Here is a 15,963-nt window from a genome sequence, read left to right as displayed (position 1 = left end):
CACAAAATCACCGGAAGGTGTCTGTATGATCATAGCTGTTATTGCCGACGACTTTACGGGAGCCAACGACAATGGTGCGCTGCTTGCCGCCAAAGGCTTTTCCAGCGCCACCTGCCTGGGCCTTGCCCACTGGAACCCCAAAGAATTTACACAGTGCGACGCCGTTTGCCTGAATGCCGAGAGCCGCCTTCTGCACCGCGAAGACGCCTATAAAGCGGTGTATGACGCCGTGACAGAATTCAACAAGGAAAAGCCCGCGCTTGTTTCAAAGCGCATAGACTCCACCCTGCGTGGCAATGTGGGTGCGGAGCTTGAGGCCGCCATCAAGGCCATGGACGATACCCACGGTCACAGCCAGACCCTGGCCGTGCTTGTGGCGTCCTATCCGCATTCGGGCCGCATCTGCGTGGGCGGATACCAGATTGTGCATGGCGTGCCGCTGGAGCGCTCGCCCATCGCCAAGGACGCCGCCACTCCCGTGCACCACACGGCAGTGCTCAAGATCATCGCCGATCAGACTTCCCTGCCTTGCGGCTTTGTGTCGCTTGAAAAGGTGCTGGCCGGGCCTGCTGCCGTGCGCGAAACCATTGAGGCCGCACGTGCCCAAGGGTGCCGCGCCGTGGTCTGCGATGCCGTATCGGACGACGACATTGCCGTGATCGCCCAGTCGCTGGCCGATGCGCCCTATCCGCTGGTGTCGCTGGATCCCGGCCCGTTCACATCGGAGCTTGCCGCAGCGCGCATCGAGGCCCCCCGTGCGGAATTTGAAAACCGCATCTTCCTCACTGTGGGCAGCACCAGCGAACTGACCCGAGTACAGCTGGAAACCCTGCGGCTGGCCCACCCCTGCCACATCGTGTCCATGGATGTGCGCAAGGTGCTGGCTGGCGAGGCCGAATCACAGGCGGAGTGCCGCCGCGTGCTGGAGGCCGTGTTTGCCGCGCCCGAAGAAGCCAAGGTTCTTGGCGTGTGCACCGCCGCCAGCAAGGAAGACGTTTTCTCCATGCAGGAAATGTCCCAGACCCTCGGCATCGCGCCCAGCGAAATCTCGCGCCGCATCAATATGGCTCTGGCTCATGTGGCTCAGGAAGCCCTGAAGAACGAAAATCTGCGCATCGGCGGCCTGTACACCTCGGGCGGCGAAGTGACGGTTTCCGTCATGCGTACGCTCAAGGCCGGGGGCTTTTCCGTGCGGATCATGGTGCTGCCCCTTGCCGTGTACGGCCACATCATCGGCGGCGAACACCCCGACCTGCCCATGATCACCAAGGGCGGCTTTGTGGGCGACAAAGACAGCCTTGTGGAATGCATGGAATACCTGTTCACCAAAATTTCAAGCCGCAAGCGGCCCGCCTGACAGCTGCGCCGCACCCACGCAAGTTCATAACCAACAAGGAACAGATAAATGAAACCCCTGATTTGCGCCCCCATGGGCGACCCCGCAGGCGTTGGGCCGGAAATACTGGCCGCCTCGCTGGCAGATGCTGCCGTCACCGACATGGCCAACGTGCTGGTGGTGGGCAATACCGAAATCATGCGCCGCGCCGCCGCAATCATGAAGGTCAACCTCGATTTCAACGAGGTGGATACGGATCTCAACGGCTGGCGCGAGGGCGCTGCCAACATCATCAACATGGACAACGTGGACCTGGCCTCCTTTGCCTACGGCAAGGTGCAGGCCCAGTGCGGCCAGGCGGCTTTTGAATACATCAAGGCCTCCATTGAGCTGACAATGGCGGGCAAAACCGCCGCCGTGGCTACCACGCCCATCAACAAGGAATCGCTCAAGGCAGCCCACGTGCCGTATATCGGACACACCGAAATCTTTGGCGACCTCACCGGCACCAAGGACCCGCTGACCATGTTCCAGGTCCACAGCCTGCGCGTGTTCTTCCTCACCCGGCATCTCTCGCTGATTGATGCTTGCCGCGCCGTGAAAAAAGACCGCGTACTCGACTACATCGACCGCTGCACCAGCGCCCTCAAGCTGCTGGGACTGGAGAACCCGAGCATGGTGGTGGCCGGGCTCAACCCGCACTGCGGCGAACACGGGCTCTTTGGCAATGAGGAAGACGCCGAGGTGGTTCCAGCCATTGAAGAAGCGAGCCGTCAGGGGTTCAACGTGCACGGCCCCAACCCGGCGGACTCTGTGTTCCACTTTGCCCTCAAGGGCGCGTGGGACGCCGTGCTTTCGCTCTATCACGACCAGGGCCACATAGCGACCAAGATGGTGGACTTTGAGCGCACCATTTCCCTTACGCTGGGTATGCCCATTCTGCGCACATCGGTGGATCACGGCACAGCCTTTGACATTGCCGGAACAGGCAAGGTCAGCGCCGTGAGCATGGTGGAAGCCATCCGCCTTGCAGCGGAATACGCGCCCAACTTCAAAAGGGCCTGATTTGCGGCAGAGGATGTGAACTGCGCACCGCATCCGGAGGACGAGCAGAGTAAAACAAGAGAACAAACCGTAAGAGCGTCAACCGTTCCCCCAACTTTTACCGGCGCGGGCACTGCCCGGGCCGTGTCGCAACCACACCACGGAGGTTGAGATGACTGCCGTCCAATCGTTCGGCATCGGCTATTCGATGACCATGCTCTGCATTTCCATCGCCATAGTCATTGTGCTGTGCATCTGCTTCAAAATACATGCCTTTGTGTCCCTGACCGCAGCGAGCCTGTTTCTGGCGCTGACGCACCACATGGAACTGGCCAAGATCGTCATGGCCTTTGAAGGCGGCCTTGGCAAAACTCTGGGCTTTCTTGCGCCCATTCTGGCCCTGGGAGCCATATTGGGCAAACTGATGGAAGTTTCCGGCGCAGCCGAAAGGCTGGCGCGGACGCTCATCAACATTCTCGGCCAGTCAAAAGCGCACTGGGCCATGATGGTTGTGGGCTACATCTGCGGCATTCCTGTTTTTCTTCAGGTGGGCATCATCCTGCTGACGCCGCTCATGTTCTCCATCGTCAAGGAATCCAAGCTGCCGCTCATTCAGGTAGGTATGGCCCTTGTGGTTGCCCTGACCACGGTGCACTGCATCGTGCCGCCGCACCCTGCCGCCATGGCCGTTACCGATCTGCTCAAGGCTGACGTGGGCAAGGTTATCTTTTTCGGTCTGCTGGTGGGCCTGCCCGCCGCCAGCATTGCAGGCCCCATTTACGGCAAGTTCATTGCCAAGCGCCTGCCCGCCGTGCCGCTGACCGGCGTGTACGCCAATACCGAACCGCGCAAGGAATCTGAACTGCCGCCCTTTGGCAGCTCCCTCCTCGTCATGCTGCTGCCCCTGCTGCTCATGATCGCCAAGACTGTGGTGGAACTGACCATCGACAAGCAGAATCCGCCCGCCTACATGCCTTACGTGAACTTCATTGGCACGCCCATGATCGCCCTGTTCATTTCCGCAGTGGTGGCCTATATCGTGTTTGGTCTCAAGCGCGGTTTCAACTGGGATCAGCTGGGCCGTTTCAGCGAGCAGGGCATGGCCCCGCTGGCCTCCATCATGCTGGTTATTGGCGCGGCTGGAGCGCTGAACCAGATCATCACCGACAGCGGCGTGGGCGTTGTGCTCAAGCAGGTGCTCACCAGCATCCAGATCAGCCCCCTGATCCTGGCCTGGATTATCGCCATTGCCCTGCGCTTTGCCCTGGGCAGCGCCACGGTTTCCATGATGACCGCCGCCGGGCTTATCCTGCCCCTGCTCAGCAGCAACCCCGGCATTGACCCGGCCCTCATGGCTATTGTCATCGGCGCTGGCGCGACCGGCGCTTCGCATGTGACCGACTCCGGCTTTTGGTTCGTCAAAGAATCACTTGGAATCCCAATGGGTTCCATGTATGCCACCTATACGGCTGGCACTACCATAGCCTCCGTGCTTGGCCTGTTCGGCACGCTGCTGCTCTCCATGTTCCTGTAAGAACCGCTGCGCCGGGGTCTGGTATTTCACAGGCCCCGGCGCTATTATAGATCAGTGCCCTGTCTTCCACCGCCAGCCCCAGCAAGGAATCAGCAATGAAGATCGTCATCGCGCCCGACTCGTACAAGGAATGCCTGTCTGCCCTGCAAGTGGCTCTTTCCATCGAATCCGGCTTCCGCGAGGTTTTCCCCGATGCGGTCTACGTCAAGGTTCCTGTGGCGGACGGCGGCGAAGGTACCGTAGAAGCCATGGTTGAAGCCACGGCAGGCCGCCGGGTGGACACCACGGTACGCGGCCCGCTGGGCGACCCGGTGGATGCTTTCTACGGCCTGACCGGCGATGGCAAAACAGCTGTGATCGAAATGGCCGCAGCCAGCGGTCTGGCCCTTGTGCCGCCCAAATTGCGCAATCCCCTCAATACCACCAGCTACGGCACGGGCCAGCTTATCCGCTCCGCGCTGGATGCTGGCGCGCGCAAGTTCATTCTGGGCATTGGCGGCAGCGCCACCAACGAAGGCGGCGCTGGCATGCTTCAGGCTCTGGGAGTACGGTTGTTGGACGGCCAGGGGCAGGAAATCGAGCCCACCGGCATGGGCCTTGGCAGGCTTGCGCGCATAGACATGTCCGCCTTTGACGCCCGCCTTGCCGACTGCGTCATTGATGTTGCCTGCGATGTGGACAATCCCCTGTGCGGCCCGCGCGGCGCATCGGCCATCTTTGGCCCGCAGAAAGGGGCCACGCCTGAAATGGTGCAGCAGCTCGACGGGTATTTGCAAAATTTTGCGGCCATTGCGCGCCGCGACCTTGGCGTAGACATGGCGGATATGCCCGGCGCTGGCGCTGCTGGCGGCATGGGCGCGGCCATGTTTGCCTTTTTGAAAGGGCGGCTGCGCCCCGGCAGCGAGATCGTGACCGAAGCCGTGGGGCTGGACGCGCACGTGCGCGACGCTGATATCGTCATTACCGGCGAGGGCCGCATTGACGGGCAGACGGCCTTTGGCAAGACCCCTGTGGGCGTTGCCCGCGTGGCAAAGCGCCACAACAAACCGGTGATCGCCATTGGCGGTTCACTACGGGCCGATGTGGACGCCGTCTTTGCCCACGGTATCGACGCGGTTTCAAGCGTACTCTACCGCCCCTGCACCATTGACGAGGCCCTTACCGAGGGCAATGAAAATCTGCGCAGGGCCGCGCGCAACATAGCCGCCATCCTTTCCATGGGACTTGGCATTGGCGCTTCGGGCGCAAGGGAATAGCATATGTTGACCGCCTACAGGCAAAGCTGGCGCGCACACCCCGGCTTCAATATTCTCTTTGTTTGCGCCATGCTGGCGGCGTGGGGCATGTATGCCCTGCTGTATGCCGCTGCCTTGCCATGGGGTTCGAACCAAGCCAACGTGTTGGTCTTTGTTGCGGCTGCCCTGTGCATGCTGTTTATCTTTGTCACGCCACGATACGGCTTCAAACCTACGGTAACACACTACGCCATAATGGCGGCCACATTGCTGCCCTCGCTGCCCAACGGGCAGGAGATCATCCGGCAGAGCGGCCTGTTTTTCTGATGTGCCGCAGCGCCCCGAGGCGCACGCCATAATAAAAGACGGCCACTCTTTGGGAGTGGCCGTCTTTTATTATGCTTATGATCTTGCGGAGCTCACCCCGCAAAGATGTCTTTTCTGTTTACGCCTTCTTGGCGCGCAGGCCCGCAAAGGCCAGAATCACGCCCAGGGCAATGCCCAACGCCGCCGCGAACACTACCTGGAAATGGGCGGGCAGCATAAAGGTGATGGTGTGCGCGGGAATCCAGAAGAACGGAATGGTCTTCTTGAGCACAAAGCTCCACATGGAATTCCAGTCGATGGTGCGGAACAGGGCCGCCACGTCAGGCTTGGTGCACAGGCTGTTGAGCGTGCCGCCGGTGGCCGCAATATGCAGGTCGGTGAGCTTGTGGGTAATCATCAGCACCGGGGCGAACAACGTGTTGATGAGCACGCTGATGGAAAAAGACATGAGCAGCTTGGCGCCAAAGGTCGTGGGCGCGCCCGAAAGCAGACCCATTTCGTTGAGCAGCTTGAACGTGCCCGCGCCGTACACGGTAAAGGCAATCTTGATGCCTATGCCCAGAAAACCCCAGATAATCGCCTTGGGCAAAACGCCAAAACCAGGCCTGTTATACACACCTGCGGTAATGCGCAGGGCAATGCATTCGCCAAGGGTAGCCAGAATGGCAAACTTGAGAAAGCTCATGCCAAAAGGATACTGGGCAGTCAGGCTGATAAAGCCCTCAAGCGCCCCAGGCCCAAAAGCCAGCCAACCGAACGCCGCCAAACAAACGCCTAAAACCACAAAATCCTTTTGCCGCATACCCTCTCTCCGTATTCTCGTTGACGCTCAGGGACTGTTGACGCTGTGAGAAATTTTGTTCTCTGCCAGGGATTGGAAGCCTTTTTATGAAAGGAGTTTCCGTTGGGTACTCAACTGGAATAAAAAGGTTTTCTGACGCAGGCAGGGAGCAAAAGAGCCATAGCGTGAACAGGCCCAAATCGGTTGGTCCCGCGCCGCGCGTAACCGCAGGCGGCGGGGAAGGATCAGCCATAGCCGCGCAAGGGCGCGGGCAATTCGCATCTGCCGAGCAGACGGAGGGGGGGTACCGTCAAGACCGGCTGCCGCATACTAGTGGCATTTTTGCCCCGCGTAAACACCGGCCTTGCGCAACCCTGCACAGCGGCCTTATTCCTGACCGGAAATCAGGCGCTGGGCCAGCGCACCGGGCGGATTTCCGGGCTGTCTTCGTGCAGTGCGCTCTGCTCTACTGTTCCTTCGGGAGATTCCACGGCCTGGGGCTTCAGCCCGCCGGAAAGCGCCGCCTGCTTGAGCACCTCGCGGGTGCGGGCAAACATGTTGCTGAGAATGGAGTTGGAAACCAGCATACCGCTACGGGTCAGCCGCATATAGCCCTGCCGGATGCGGATAAGCCCGTTTTCGTGCAGGGCCTGCACCAGCCGCTGGTGATCGCGCACAAAGTCGCGCCCGGTCATTTCGCGGTACTCTTTTACGCGTAGACCCCGCGCCGTGCGCAGGCGCAGCATCAAAAGCTCGAGCACGCGTGTTTCGGGCGTGAGTTCTTCCACAGTCTGGGCCAGTTTGCCTTCGCGGGTGCGGGCGTTCCAAGCGGCCTGACTTGACGGATTTGTCCAGCGGCGGTTGTTGATGGTGGACGTGGCCGAAGGGCCAAGGCCAAGGTAGTCTTCCCCCTCCCAGTAGCCCATGTTGTGGCGGCACTGAAACCCCATGCGGGCGAAATTGGAAATTTCATAGTGCAGGTAGCCGTGTTGCTCAAGCATGGCAGCGCCTTCCATGAACATTATGTTCTGGTCGCGCTCCGGCGGCAGGGTCAAACGGCCCTCTTCCACATCAAGCTCCAGCGGGGTTCCCGGCTCAAGCGTGAGGCCGTAGGCGGAAATATGGTCGGGAGTCATGCGGATAACGTCTTTGAGCGTTTGCAGCCACTGGCGCACGCTCTGCCCCGGCAGGCCCCACATGAGATCAAGGTTGATGTTGGCGCAGCCCGCCTCGCGCGCCAAAAAGGCCACGTGCAGACTGTCCTGCGCCTTGTGCGGACGGCCCAGCATGCGCAGCATGCCTTCGTCCATACTCTGCACGCCGATGGAAAGGCGGTTGATGCCCGCATCCAGATACTGGGCCGCGCGGTGCCCGCCGCGCAGGGATTCCGGATTGGCCTCAAGCGTCACCTCAGCCTTGGGAACGAGCCTGAAATACTTGCTTATGCGCTCCATGGTCAGGCCGATGATGCGCGGCGAAAGCAGGCTGGGCGTACCCCCGCCAAAAAAGACAGACTGCACTTCGCTGCCGCCAAGCTGGTCGCCCCAGTGGGCAAGCTCCAGGAACAGGGTATCCACATAGTCGCGCACGGCTGGGGATGCAGCCGCATCAACGCCGCGCCCCAGCGGGCTTGAATGAAAGGCGCAGTAGCGGCAGCGCGTGGAGCAAAAGGGAACATGTATATAAAGCAGCATAAGCGATCCTGTGAGTGACAAAAAAACGACGCTCCGCCTGCGCGTAAGGCCCTGCGGAACAAAGAAAAAACTAGCGTTGCAGCAAACTGGCAACAGACATGAACAAAAGGTGCAAGGAATATGCCCGCATCCGCCGCCGTGCCGGGAATTCCGCGCGCAGGCGGCTGCCCGCCCTTGGCAAAAACGCGGCGGCGAAGTATATTCACCAATTGGAACACGGCGCAAGCGCCCTGCGGCCTTCTGCCGCATCTTTCACCGCGCTGGCGGCTGTACGCAACGCACTTTCAGGAGACGCAGCTCTATGGATATACGCTTTCAGAATCTCGGACCGGAACAATGGAAGGGGGACGTTCTGCTGGCCCCCGTCTGCCAGGACGAAGCCCTGCTTGAGCAGGTTCCTGAACTGGACAAGGTTGCTCCCTGGCTGGTCATAGCCCCTGCCCTGCGCGACTTCAAGGGCAAGACGGGCGAACTGGCCCTTCTGCACGGGCATCCCGACCTTTCCGTTCCCCGGGTGCTGGCCGTGGGCCTTGGCTCGAGGGAAAAGGTCTCCACCGCCGACATCCGCAAGGCCATTGCCGCCGCAGTGCAACTGTGCCGCAAGCAGGGCTACACGTCCATAGTGCTGCCCGAACCGGCTCTGGCAAAACTGCCCGGAGGCCGTGAACGGCTGGTGGAAGAATGCGTATGCGCCGCCCAGCTTGCCCTGTACCGCTTTACGGCCCTTAAAAAGGCCGATGCGGACGAAACCGCCGACCCGCAGTGGCTGGCCGTGGCCTTTGACGGCCAAGAAGTACCGGACGCCGCCCATGCCGCCGCCCGCAGGGGCGAAAACGCCGCCTGGGCCGTGAGCCTTGCGCGCGACCTTGCCACCACGCCGCCCAATTTGCTCTACCCTGAAATGCTGGCCCAGAAAGCGCAGGAACTGGCGCGCGAAAAAGGCTTTGCCTGCACCGTGCTGGACGAAACCGATCTGGAAAAGGAAGGCATGGGCTGCCTCATGGCCGTGGGCCAGGGTTCGGGCCGTCCGCCCCGCCTCATCGTGCTGGAGCACGCTCCTGCCGGACATGAACAGGACAAGCCCCTCGTGCTTGTGGGCAAGGGCATCACCTTTGATACGGGCGGCATCAGCCTCAAGCCCGCCGCCAACATGCACCAGATGAAGGCCGACATGACCGGCGCCGCAACGGTGCTGGCCACGGTGGCGGCCCTTGCGCAGGAAGACGCGCCCCGCCGTGTGGTGGGTTTGCTGGCCTGCGCCGAAAACATGCCCGGTGGCCGCGCCATGCGCCCCGGCGATGTGGTGCGCGCCGCCAATGGCGACACCGTTGAAATCCAGAATACCGATGCGGAAGGCCGCCTTGCCCTGTGCGATGCACTGGCCTACGCCCAGAAAACATGGGTTCCGGCTGCTGTGGTTGATATTGCCACCCTCACCGGGGCCTGCGCCGTTGCGCTGGGAACCCAGCTTGCGGGCCTGTTCAGCGATGATGCCGACCTTGCCGAGCGCATCCGCGCGGCAGGCGGCGCTTGCGGCGAAGAGTACTGGCCCCTGCCGCTGTGGAAGCCCTATGCTGAATCACTCAAAAGCGAAGTGGCCGATATTTGCCACATGGGCCCGCGTGAAGGCGGGGCCATCAACGCCGCGCTCTTTTTGCAACACTTTATTCAAGAGGGCGTGCGCTGGGCCCATCTGGACATTGCCGGGGTAGACTGGGCCGCCAAGGCCACGCCTATTTCTCCGGTAGGGCCCACGGCCTTTGGCGCGCGTACGCTGCTCGATCTCGCCAGGGGAGGCGTATAATGAAGGTATTTCTCATCGGAGCCGGGCCCGGCGATCCGGGACTGCTGACCATCAAGGGGCGTGACGCCCTGGCCGCCGCCGATGTGGTGGTATACGACGCCCTGGCAAACGACAGCCTGCTTTCTTACGCCCGCCCCGATGCGGAAAAAATCTATGTGGGCAAGGTGGCGGGCAACCACGCCCTGCCGCAGGATCAGATCAACGCCCTCCTGGTCAGCAAGGCCAAGGAAGGCAACGTTGTGGCCCGCCTGAAAGGCGGCGACCCCTACATCTTCGGTCGCGGCGGCGAAGAAGGCGAAGAACTGGCGGCTGCGGGCGTTCCCTTTGAAGAGGTGCCCGGCATCAGCAGCACCATCGCCGCCCCCGCCTATGCGGGCATTCCCGTGACCCACAGGGATTTTGCCTCTTCCGTGACCATCATCACCGGGCATGAAAATCCGGACAAGCCCGGCTCCGTGCACAACTGGAAGGCCCTTGCCGCCAGCGCCTCCACTCTGGTCTTTGTGATGGGCATGAAAAACCTGCCCGACATCGCCCGCAATCTGCTTGAAGCAGGGATGGATCCGCACACCCCGGCGGCGCTTATCTATCGCGGCACAACGCCCTATCAGCGCAGCCTCGTGGATACCCTGGCCCGTCTGCCCCAGGCTGCGGTAGAAGCCAAATTCACCAATCCTTCGGTCATTCTTGTGGGCAAGGTTGCCACCTTGCGCGACACCCTTGGCTGGTTTGAGAAAAAGCCGCTTTTTGGCCGCAGCATTGTTGTGACCCGCGCGCGCGAGCAGGCCAGCGGCCTCGCCCAGAGCCTTACGGCGCTGGGGGCCGAGGTCATCCAGTGCCCCACCATTGAAATCAGCCCTCTTGCCGATTATGCGGAACTTGACGCGGCTCTGGACAATCTTGTCAGCTACGGCTGGGTTATCTTTACCTCGGTCAACGGCGTAAAGCACTTCTGGCTGCGGCTGGCAAAAGCGGGCAAGGACAGCCGCGCCCTCGGCAACTGCAAGGTGGCCGCCATCGGCCCCGCCACCGCCGACGCTCTGACCGAACGCGGCATCATCCCCGATTTCATTCCCGAGCGCTACATGGCCGAGGGTGTGCTTGAAGGCCTGATGGCCCTTGAAAACGGCAACGTGGCTGGCATGCGCTTTTTGCTGCCCCGCGCCGCCAAGGCCCGCGAAGTGCTGCCCGAAGAACTGCGCAAGGCAGGGGCCGTGGTAGACGTTATTTCCGCCTACGAAACCGTACCCGCGGCGCACAAAAGGGATGAAGTCCTCGAACGCATCAACGCCGGCACCCTGAACTGCGTGACCTTCGGCTCCTCCTCCACTGTGGAGAACTTCCTCTCCCTTATCCCGGCTGCAATCCTCAAGACGCACCCGGAAGTGAAGCTGGCCGCTATCGGGCCGGTAACGGCAGAAACGCTGCAAAAAAATGGCCTTACCTGCAACATCATGCCCATGGATTACACCATCCCGGCACTGGTGGACGCCCTGAAAACGTACTTTGCGAGATAAAACATGCCCCTGAATATCGCCATACTGGCCTCCGGCAGCGGCACAAACGCTCAGGCCATGATCGACAAGGCCGCCCAGGGCGTGCTTGACGTGAACATTGCCCTGATCGTTTGCAACCGCCCCGGTGCGGGAGTTGTGAGCCGTGCGGAAAAGGCGGGCATCCCCTGCCTTGTACTGGATCACAAAAGCTTCCCCGATCGCGAGAGCTTTGACGCCCGCATGGTTGAGGCCCTGCGTGAAGCCGGGGCGGAGCTTGTGGTGCTGGCGGGCTATATGCGTCTGCTGACCCCTGTGTTCCTTGAGGCCTTTGCCGGAAAGGTCATCAATATCCACCCGGCGCTGCTGCCCAGCTTTCCCGGCGTGCACGGTGGTGCCGATGCCGTCAACTATGGCGTCAAGGTTTCCGGCTGCACCGTGCATTTTGTGGAAGAAAAGGTGGACAGCGGCCCCGTGCTGATTCAGGCCGTTGTGCCGGTCAACGCTGGCGAAAGCGAGGATGACCTCATGAACCGCATCCATGTAATGGAGCACCGCATCTATCCCCAGGCAATCCAGTGGCTGTCGCAGGGGCGCATAGACGTGCAGGGGCGGCAGGTGCACCTCAAGCCCGGCAACAGCCCCCGTGCGCCCCACGATGGCGACTGGCTTGTGTGGCCGCCGCTGGAACAGGGTTTTTAACTGCAGCCCTAAGTGCCTTGAATGAACCTATGAGGAGACTCTTTAGTTAACGAGTCTCCTTTTTTTGACTATTTTCAAAACCGGCGGTGCTGCTGGTTTCGCCGCCCTGGCCTTGCAGCCCGCCGACCTCGCTGTTTTCATTACTTACAAAAGTTTCAAAACTTACAAATCAAGAATCCGCGTTGCTCTGGAACGATTTGGTGTGTTATTTTTCACTATCAACAGAGCATACCTTTATTCTTTGCTCAATCAATCAGCTTTTTGCCGCCCTTTCCGCCCACGTACTTTCTTGCACAACATCTGGAAATAACGGCAAATTCATCTACTTTTGAGGAAACCCTTATGACGCAGCAGTTTACCCGCAGAAAATTTCTGCAATCGGCCTGCATCACCATCAGCGCGCTGACGGTGAACATGAGCGGCATTGAAAAAGCTCTTGCCGCAGCCGCTGGTGTCGGCCCCCTGGCCACCTGCGACATCCTGATCATCGGATCGGGTGGCGCTGGCCTGCGAGCCGCCGTGGCCGCCCTGCAAAAAAATCCCAAGCTCAACGTGGTTGTGGTCAGCAAATGCATGCCCTCGCGCAGCGCCACCTGTATGGCCGAAGGCGGCATCAACGGCGTCACCGATTTCAGCAAGGGCGACTCCTACGAGCTGCACTGCTTTGATACCGTGAAGGGCGGCGACTATCTGGTTGACCAGGAATCCACGCTCAAATTCTGCGAACAGGCAGGCCCCGCCATCCTTGAACTGGATTATCTGGGCATGCCCTTCTCGCGCACGGCTGAAGGCAAGGTCAAGGCCCGTCCTTTTGGCGGCGCTTCCAAGGTGCGTTGCAACTACTCCGCCGACAAAACCGGCCACATCGTTGCCCACACCTGCCTGGACGATGCCCTGAGCCACGGCGTCAAATTCCTCATGGATCACGAGCTGCTTGATGTGGCCGTGGACAATGGCCGCTGCGAAGGCGCCGTGCTGCGCAACATCCGCACCGGCGAAATCGCCCCTGTGCGCGCCAAGGCCGTGGTGCTTGCCACCGGCGGCTATACCCGCATTTTCTGGAACCGCACCTCCACCCCCTACATTGCCACAGGCGACGGCGTTGCCGCTGCCCTGCGCGCGGGCATTCCCTTCAAGGATGCCGAAATGGTGCAGTTCCACCCCACGGGCGTGGTGCACGGCGGCGTGCTGATTACCGAAGCGGCGCGCGGTGAAGGCGGCTATCTGCTCAACAACAAGGGCGAGCGCTTCATGAAGACCTACGCCCCCGCCAAGATGGAACTTGGACCCCGCGACATCGTGGCCCGCGCCATTGAGACGGAAATCCGCGAAGGCCGCGGTTACGGTCAGGGCCTGGAAGCCTATGTGCTGCTTGACCTGAGGCACCTCGGCAAGGATAAGATCGTGCACGATCTGCCGCAGATCCGCCACGTGGGCAAGCTTTTTGAAAATATCGACCTTGTGGACAAGCCCATGGTCATCCGCCCCACGGCCCACTACTCCATGGGCGGCATTGACGTGAACACCTTTGACGACATGGCCACGGTTGTGCCCGGCCTGTTTGCCGCTGGTGAAGCTTCGTGCGTGTCCATCCACGGCGCAAACCGCCTTGGCGGCAATTCGCTGGCCGATGCGGTGGTAACGGGCAAAATCGCCGGTAACGGCGCGGCGGCCTTTGCCAGCCATGCCGATTTTGGCGCGGGCAAACGCCTCACCGACCTGACCGCCCGCTGGCAGGATCGCTTCCGCAACACCACCAACGGCGGCGATGCCAAACAGATGTACTCCATCCGCGAAGAAATGGGCGCGCAGCTCTGGGACAACATGGGTATTTTCCGCACCCAGTCCAAGCTCGACTCCCTGAGCAGCTCCCTGGCCGACCTGCGTTCGCGCTACGACTCCCTGCGCGTCCCCAACGCCAACCCCGTCTACAATACGGTGTTCACCGAATATGTGGAGCTGGGCAACATGCTGCAACTGGCCCAGGCCGCCTGCCTTGCCGCCTCCGAGCGCAAGGAATCGCGCGGCGCGCACACCCGCGAGGACTTCCCCAAGCGTGACGATGCCAACTTCCTCAAGCACAGCATGGTCACCATGGACGACAGCGGCAAAATGCGCATGGGCTGGAAAGAAGTGGAAATCACCAAATTCAAGCCTGAGGAGCGGAAGTACTAATGCCCACTATCATCATTGACCGCTTTGACGGCAAAAACAGTTTTGAGCAGAGCTACAAACTTGATCCGGCAGACGTGGCGGGCAAGACCGTGCTCAACACCCTGCTGTTCATCAAGCAGACCCAGGATCCCACGCTGAACTTCACGGCCTCCTGCCGCTGCGCCATCTGTGGGGCATGTGCCGTGCGCGTCAACGGGCATGCGATTCTGGCCTGCGACACCAAGATGGACGACCTTGCCAAAACCTACGGTTCAGAAACTCTCCACATTTCGCCTCTGGCGAACTTCACGGTTATTTCCGACCTTGTGGTGGACTGGGAACCCGCCATGGAAAACCTGCGCAGGGTGCATCCGGGCATGGTGGCAAAGTCCGAATTCTCCATGAAGGAAGGCTGCCGCCAGAACCAGAAGGAATTCGACCGCATCATCAAGCAGTGGGACTGCATCCTCTGCGGCGCGTGCGCCTCTGAGTGCAACAAACTCAGCGCCGACCGCAGCGACTACATGGAACCCTTTGTCTTCACCCACGCATGGCGCGTGGCCAACGATTCACGCTCCAAGGATCCCCTGCTGCACGGCAAGCCCGCCGTGGCGGGCGGCCTGTGGAACTGCGTGCATTGTCAGGAATGCGCCAGCCGCTGCCCCAAGGGCATCAGCGCTGCCGATGACATCGCCGGCCTGCGGGCCATGGTTATGGCCAAGGGCATGACCGACGGCGTTGGCCCGGCCCACGCCAAGTCGTTCTACACCGATCTGGTGGACGATTCTGGCCGCCTCAACGAAGTGCGCCTTGCCCTGCGTACCGAAGGCATCAGCACCATTGCCCGCGCGGGAATGGCTGTGACCCTGCTGCGCCAGGGCAAGATGAATCCGCTTGAGGCCTTTGGCGGCGAAACCATTGAAGGGCATGATGCCCTGGTGAAGATGATTCAGGCGGCCCATGCCGCAGAGAAGGAGTAGCCGTATGCAGACCGAATTCGCCTTTTTTCCCGGCTGCGTGCTGACTCAGGCCGCCAAGGAATCCAAGATGGCTCTTGAGGCCGTGGCCCCGAAGCTCGGCATCAAACTCAAGGAAATCCCCGGCTGGAGCTGCTGCGGCGCTTCCCAGGCTCAGGATGTTGACCCCGTGGCGACCTTGGTTGCCAACGCCCGCAACATCGCCCTGGCCGAAAAGATGGGCCTGCCCGTGCTGACCTCGTGCAGCACCTGCCTGCTCATGCTGCGTCGCGCCAAGGCAGAGCTTGACGGCGGCAAGAAGGACCGCATCAACACCTTTCTTGCCAAGGGCAACATGACCTATAACGGCACCAGCGAAGTCACCAGCCTGCTCTGGGTGCTGGCGCAAAACGCCCAGACCCTCAAGGCCAAGGTGACCAAGCCGCTTGCGGGCCTTAAAGTGGCGGCCTTTTATGGCTGTCACAGCCTGCGGCCCGAATCCGCCCTGGGCTTTGAAAGCTCGGTGAATCCCTCAAGCTTTGAGACCGTGGTGGCCGCCCTTGGCGGGCAGACGGTCCCCTTTGCCAAGCGGCTGGACTGCTGCGGCTTCCACGCCGTGTATCCGGCGGAAAAATCCGTCATGCGCATGACCAGCCAGATTGTGGACAGCGCGGCAACTTCCGGCGCGGCCTGCATTGTAACCCCCTGCCCGCTCTGCCAAATGCAGCTCGACATTTATCAGGAAGCAGCGCAGGATATAGCCAAGTCGAAAGCCCGTGTGCCCGTGCTGCACCTTTCGCAGCTGGTGGGCCTTGCCCTGGGTATTCCCGGCAAGGAACTGGGCCTCGACTACAACGTGATTGACGCCACCAAGATGGGCTAAACAGCCCTGAAATAGTGACA

14 protein-coding genes are annotated in these 15,963 nt (G+C 61.0%); 12 read left to right on the top strand and 2 right to left on the bottom strand.

Annotated elements, in window-relative coordinates:
- The first annotated feature begins 25 nt into the window (after window positions 1-25).
- The 5 genes from ACUZ9P_RS04915 to ACUZ9P_RS04895 all read left to right on the top strand — a co-directional run bounded on the left by ACUZ9P_RS04915 (window position 26) and on the right by ACUZ9P_RS04895 (window position 5,476).
- Entirely contained in the window at window positions 26-1,357 is a 1,332-nt protein-coding gene (locus tag ACUZ9P_RS04915; protein ID WP_449248864.1) for a four-carbon acid sugar kinase family protein, read from the top strand.
- A 48-nt stretch (window positions 1,358-1,405) separates the two neighbouring features.
- On the top strand, window positions 1,406-2,401 hold the full coding sequence (gene pdxA, locus ACUZ9P_RS04910; protein WP_449248863.1) for a 4-hydroxythreonine-4-phosphate dehydrogenase PdxA: 996 nt from the start codon (window positions 1,406-1,408) through the stop codon (window positions 2,399-2,401).
- Between the two features lie 151 nt (window positions 2,402-2,552).
- A complete protein-coding gene (locus ACUZ9P_RS04905; protein ID WP_449248862.1) occupies window positions 2,553-3,914 on the top strand; it encodes a GntT/GntP/DsdX family permease in 1,362 nt (453 codons plus the stop codon).
- A gap of 95 nt (window positions 3,915-4,009) precedes the next feature.
- Window positions 4,010-5,170 carry a glycerate kinase gene (locus ACUZ9P_RS04900; RefSeq protein WP_449248861.1) on the top strand — a complete coding sequence of 387 codons (1,161 nt, stop codon included), beginning with the start codon at window positions 4,010-4,012 and terminating at the stop codon, window positions 5,168-5,170.
- 3 nt (window positions 5,171-5,173) lie between these two features.
- The gene (locus ACUZ9P_RS04895; RefSeq protein ID WP_449248860.1) at window positions 5,174-5,476 is read left to right on the top strand and encodes a hypothetical protein; all 303 of its coding nucleotides are present in this window, start codon (window positions 5,174-5,176) and stop codon (window positions 5,474-5,476) included.
- Between the two features lie 118 nt (window positions 5,477-5,594).
- Here ACUZ9P_RS04895 and ACUZ9P_RS04890 read toward each other — a convergent pair whose 3' ends face one another.
- Together ACUZ9P_RS04890 and hemW are read right to left on the bottom strand one after the other, a co-directional pair.
- Entirely contained in the window at window positions 5,595-6,278 is a 684-nt protein-coding gene (locus ACUZ9P_RS04890; RefSeq protein ID WP_022659083.1) for an Mpv17/PMP22 family protein, read from the bottom strand.
- 383 nt (window positions 6,279-6,661) lie between these two features.
- Window positions 6,662-7,951 carry a radical SAM family heme chaperone HemW gene (gene hemW / locus ACUZ9P_RS04885; RefSeq protein WP_449248859.1) on the bottom strand — a complete coding sequence of 430 codons (1,290 nt, stop codon included), beginning with the start codon at window positions 7,949-7,951 and terminating at the stop codon, window positions 6,662-6,664.
- 301 nt (window positions 7,952-8,252) lie between these two features.
- Between hemW and ACUZ9P_RS04880 the strand changes: the two genes are divergently transcribed.
- The 7 genes from ACUZ9P_RS04880 to sdhE all read left to right on the top strand — a co-directional run bounded on the left by ACUZ9P_RS04880 (window position 8,253) and on the right by sdhE (window position 15,943).
- On the top strand, window positions 8,253-9,755 hold the full coding sequence (locus ACUZ9P_RS04880; protein ID WP_449248858.1) for a leucyl aminopeptidase: 1,503 nt from the start codon (window positions 8,253-8,255) through the stop codon (window positions 9,753-9,755).
- The gene (gene cobA, locus ACUZ9P_RS04875) at window positions 9,755-11,272 is read left to right on the top strand and encodes a uroporphyrinogen-III C-methyltransferase (RefSeq protein ID WP_449248857.1); all 1,518 of its coding nucleotides are present in this window, start codon (window positions 9,755-9,757) and stop codon (window positions 11,270-11,272) included. Before ACUZ9P_RS04880 ends, cobA begins: the two co-directional genes overlap by 1 nt.
- Before the next feature lie 3 nt (window positions 11,273-11,275).
- On the top strand, window positions 11,276-11,950 hold the full coding sequence (gene purN, locus ACUZ9P_RS04870) for a phosphoribosylglycinamide formyltransferase (RefSeq protein WP_449248856.1): 675 nt from the start codon (window positions 11,276-11,278) through the stop codon (window positions 11,948-11,950).
- Window positions 11,951-12,014: 64 nt separating this feature from the next.
- Window positions 12,015-12,260: a hypothetical protein gene (locus ACUZ9P_RS04865; protein WP_449248855.1), complete on the top strand. Its 246-nt coding sequence runs from the start codon at window positions 12,015-12,017 to the stop codon at window positions 12,258-12,260.
- 32 nt (window positions 12,261-12,292) lie between these two features.
- Window positions 12,293-14,125, top strand: coding sequence for an 8-methylmenaquinol:fumarate reductase flavoprotein subunit (gene sdhA, locus ACUZ9P_RS04860; RefSeq protein ID WP_449248854.1), 1,833 nt, complete (start codon window positions 12,293-12,295; stop codon window positions 14,123-14,125).
- Window positions 14,125-15,084, top strand: coding sequence for a succinate dehydrogenase/fumarate reductase iron-sulfur subunit (locus ACUZ9P_RS04855; protein WP_449248853.1), 960 nt, complete (start codon window positions 14,125-14,127; stop codon window positions 15,082-15,084). The genes sdhA and ACUZ9P_RS04855 overlap by 1 nt, the downstream gene beginning before the upstream one ends.
- A 4-nt stretch (window positions 15,085-15,088) precedes the next feature.
- Window positions 15,089-15,943 (top strand): 8-methylmenaquinol:fumarate reductase membrane anchor subunit, encoded by an 855-nt coding sequence (gene sdhE, locus ACUZ9P_RS04850; protein ID WP_449248852.1) that lies wholly within the window; start codon window positions 15,089-15,091, stop codon window positions 15,941-15,943.
- Window positions 15,944-15,963: the final 20 nt, after the last annotated feature.

This window comes from Desulfovibrio intestinivivus, assembly GCF_053570665.1.
The sequence above is the reverse complement of the archived record's forward strand: the minus strand, read 5'-3'. Positions and strand labels throughout refer to the sequence as shown.

Coding starts and splice junctions, on each gene's coding strand:
- hemW (WP_449248859.1), bottom strand. CDS start 7,951: ATGCTGCTTTATATACATGTTCCCTTTTGCTCCACGCGCTGCCGCTAC.
- cobA (WP_449248857.1), top strand. CDS start 9,755: ATGAAGGTATTTCTCATCGGAGCCGGGCCCGGCGATCCGGGACTGCTG.
- ACUZ9P_RS04895 (WP_449248860.1), top strand. CDS start 5,174: ATGTTGACCGCCTACAGGCAAAGCTGGCGCGCACACCCCGGCTTCAAT.
- ACUZ9P_RS04890 (WP_022659083.1), bottom strand. CDS start 6,278: ATGCGGCAAAAGGATTTTGTGGTTTTAGGCGTTTGTTTGGCGGCGTTC.
- ACUZ9P_RS04915 (WP_449248864.1), top strand. CDS start 26: ATGATCATAGCTGTTATTGCCGACGACTTTACGGGAGCCAACGACAAT.
- ACUZ9P_RS04905 (WP_449248862.1), top strand. CDS start 2,553: ATGACTGCCGTCCAATCGTTCGGCATCGGCTATTCGATGACCATGCTC.
- ACUZ9P_RS04900 (WP_449248861.1), top strand. CDS start 4,010: ATGAAGATCGTCATCGCGCCCGACTCGTACAAGGAATGCCTGTCTGCC.
- ACUZ9P_RS04855 (WP_449248853.1), top strand. CDS start 14,125: ATGCCCACTATCATCATTGACCGCTTTGACGGCAAAAACAGTTTTGAG.
- sdhA (WP_449248854.1), top strand. CDS start 12,293: ATGACGCAGCAGTTTACCCGCAGAAAATTTCTGCAATCGGCCTGCATC.
- sdhE (WP_449248852.1), top strand. CDS start 15,089: ATGCAGACCGAATTCGCCTTTTTTCCCGGCTGCGTGCTGACTCAGGCC.
- ACUZ9P_RS04880 (WP_449248858.1), top strand. CDS start 8,253: ATGGATATACGCTTTCAGAATCTCGGACCGGAACAATGGAAGGGGGAC.
- pdxA (WP_449248863.1), top strand. CDS start 1,406: ATGAAACCCCTGATTTGCGCCCCCATGGGCGACCCCGCAGGCGTTGGG.
- purN (WP_449248856.1), top strand. CDS start 11,276: ATGCCCCTGAATATCGCCATACTGGCCTCCGGCAGCGGCACAAACGCT.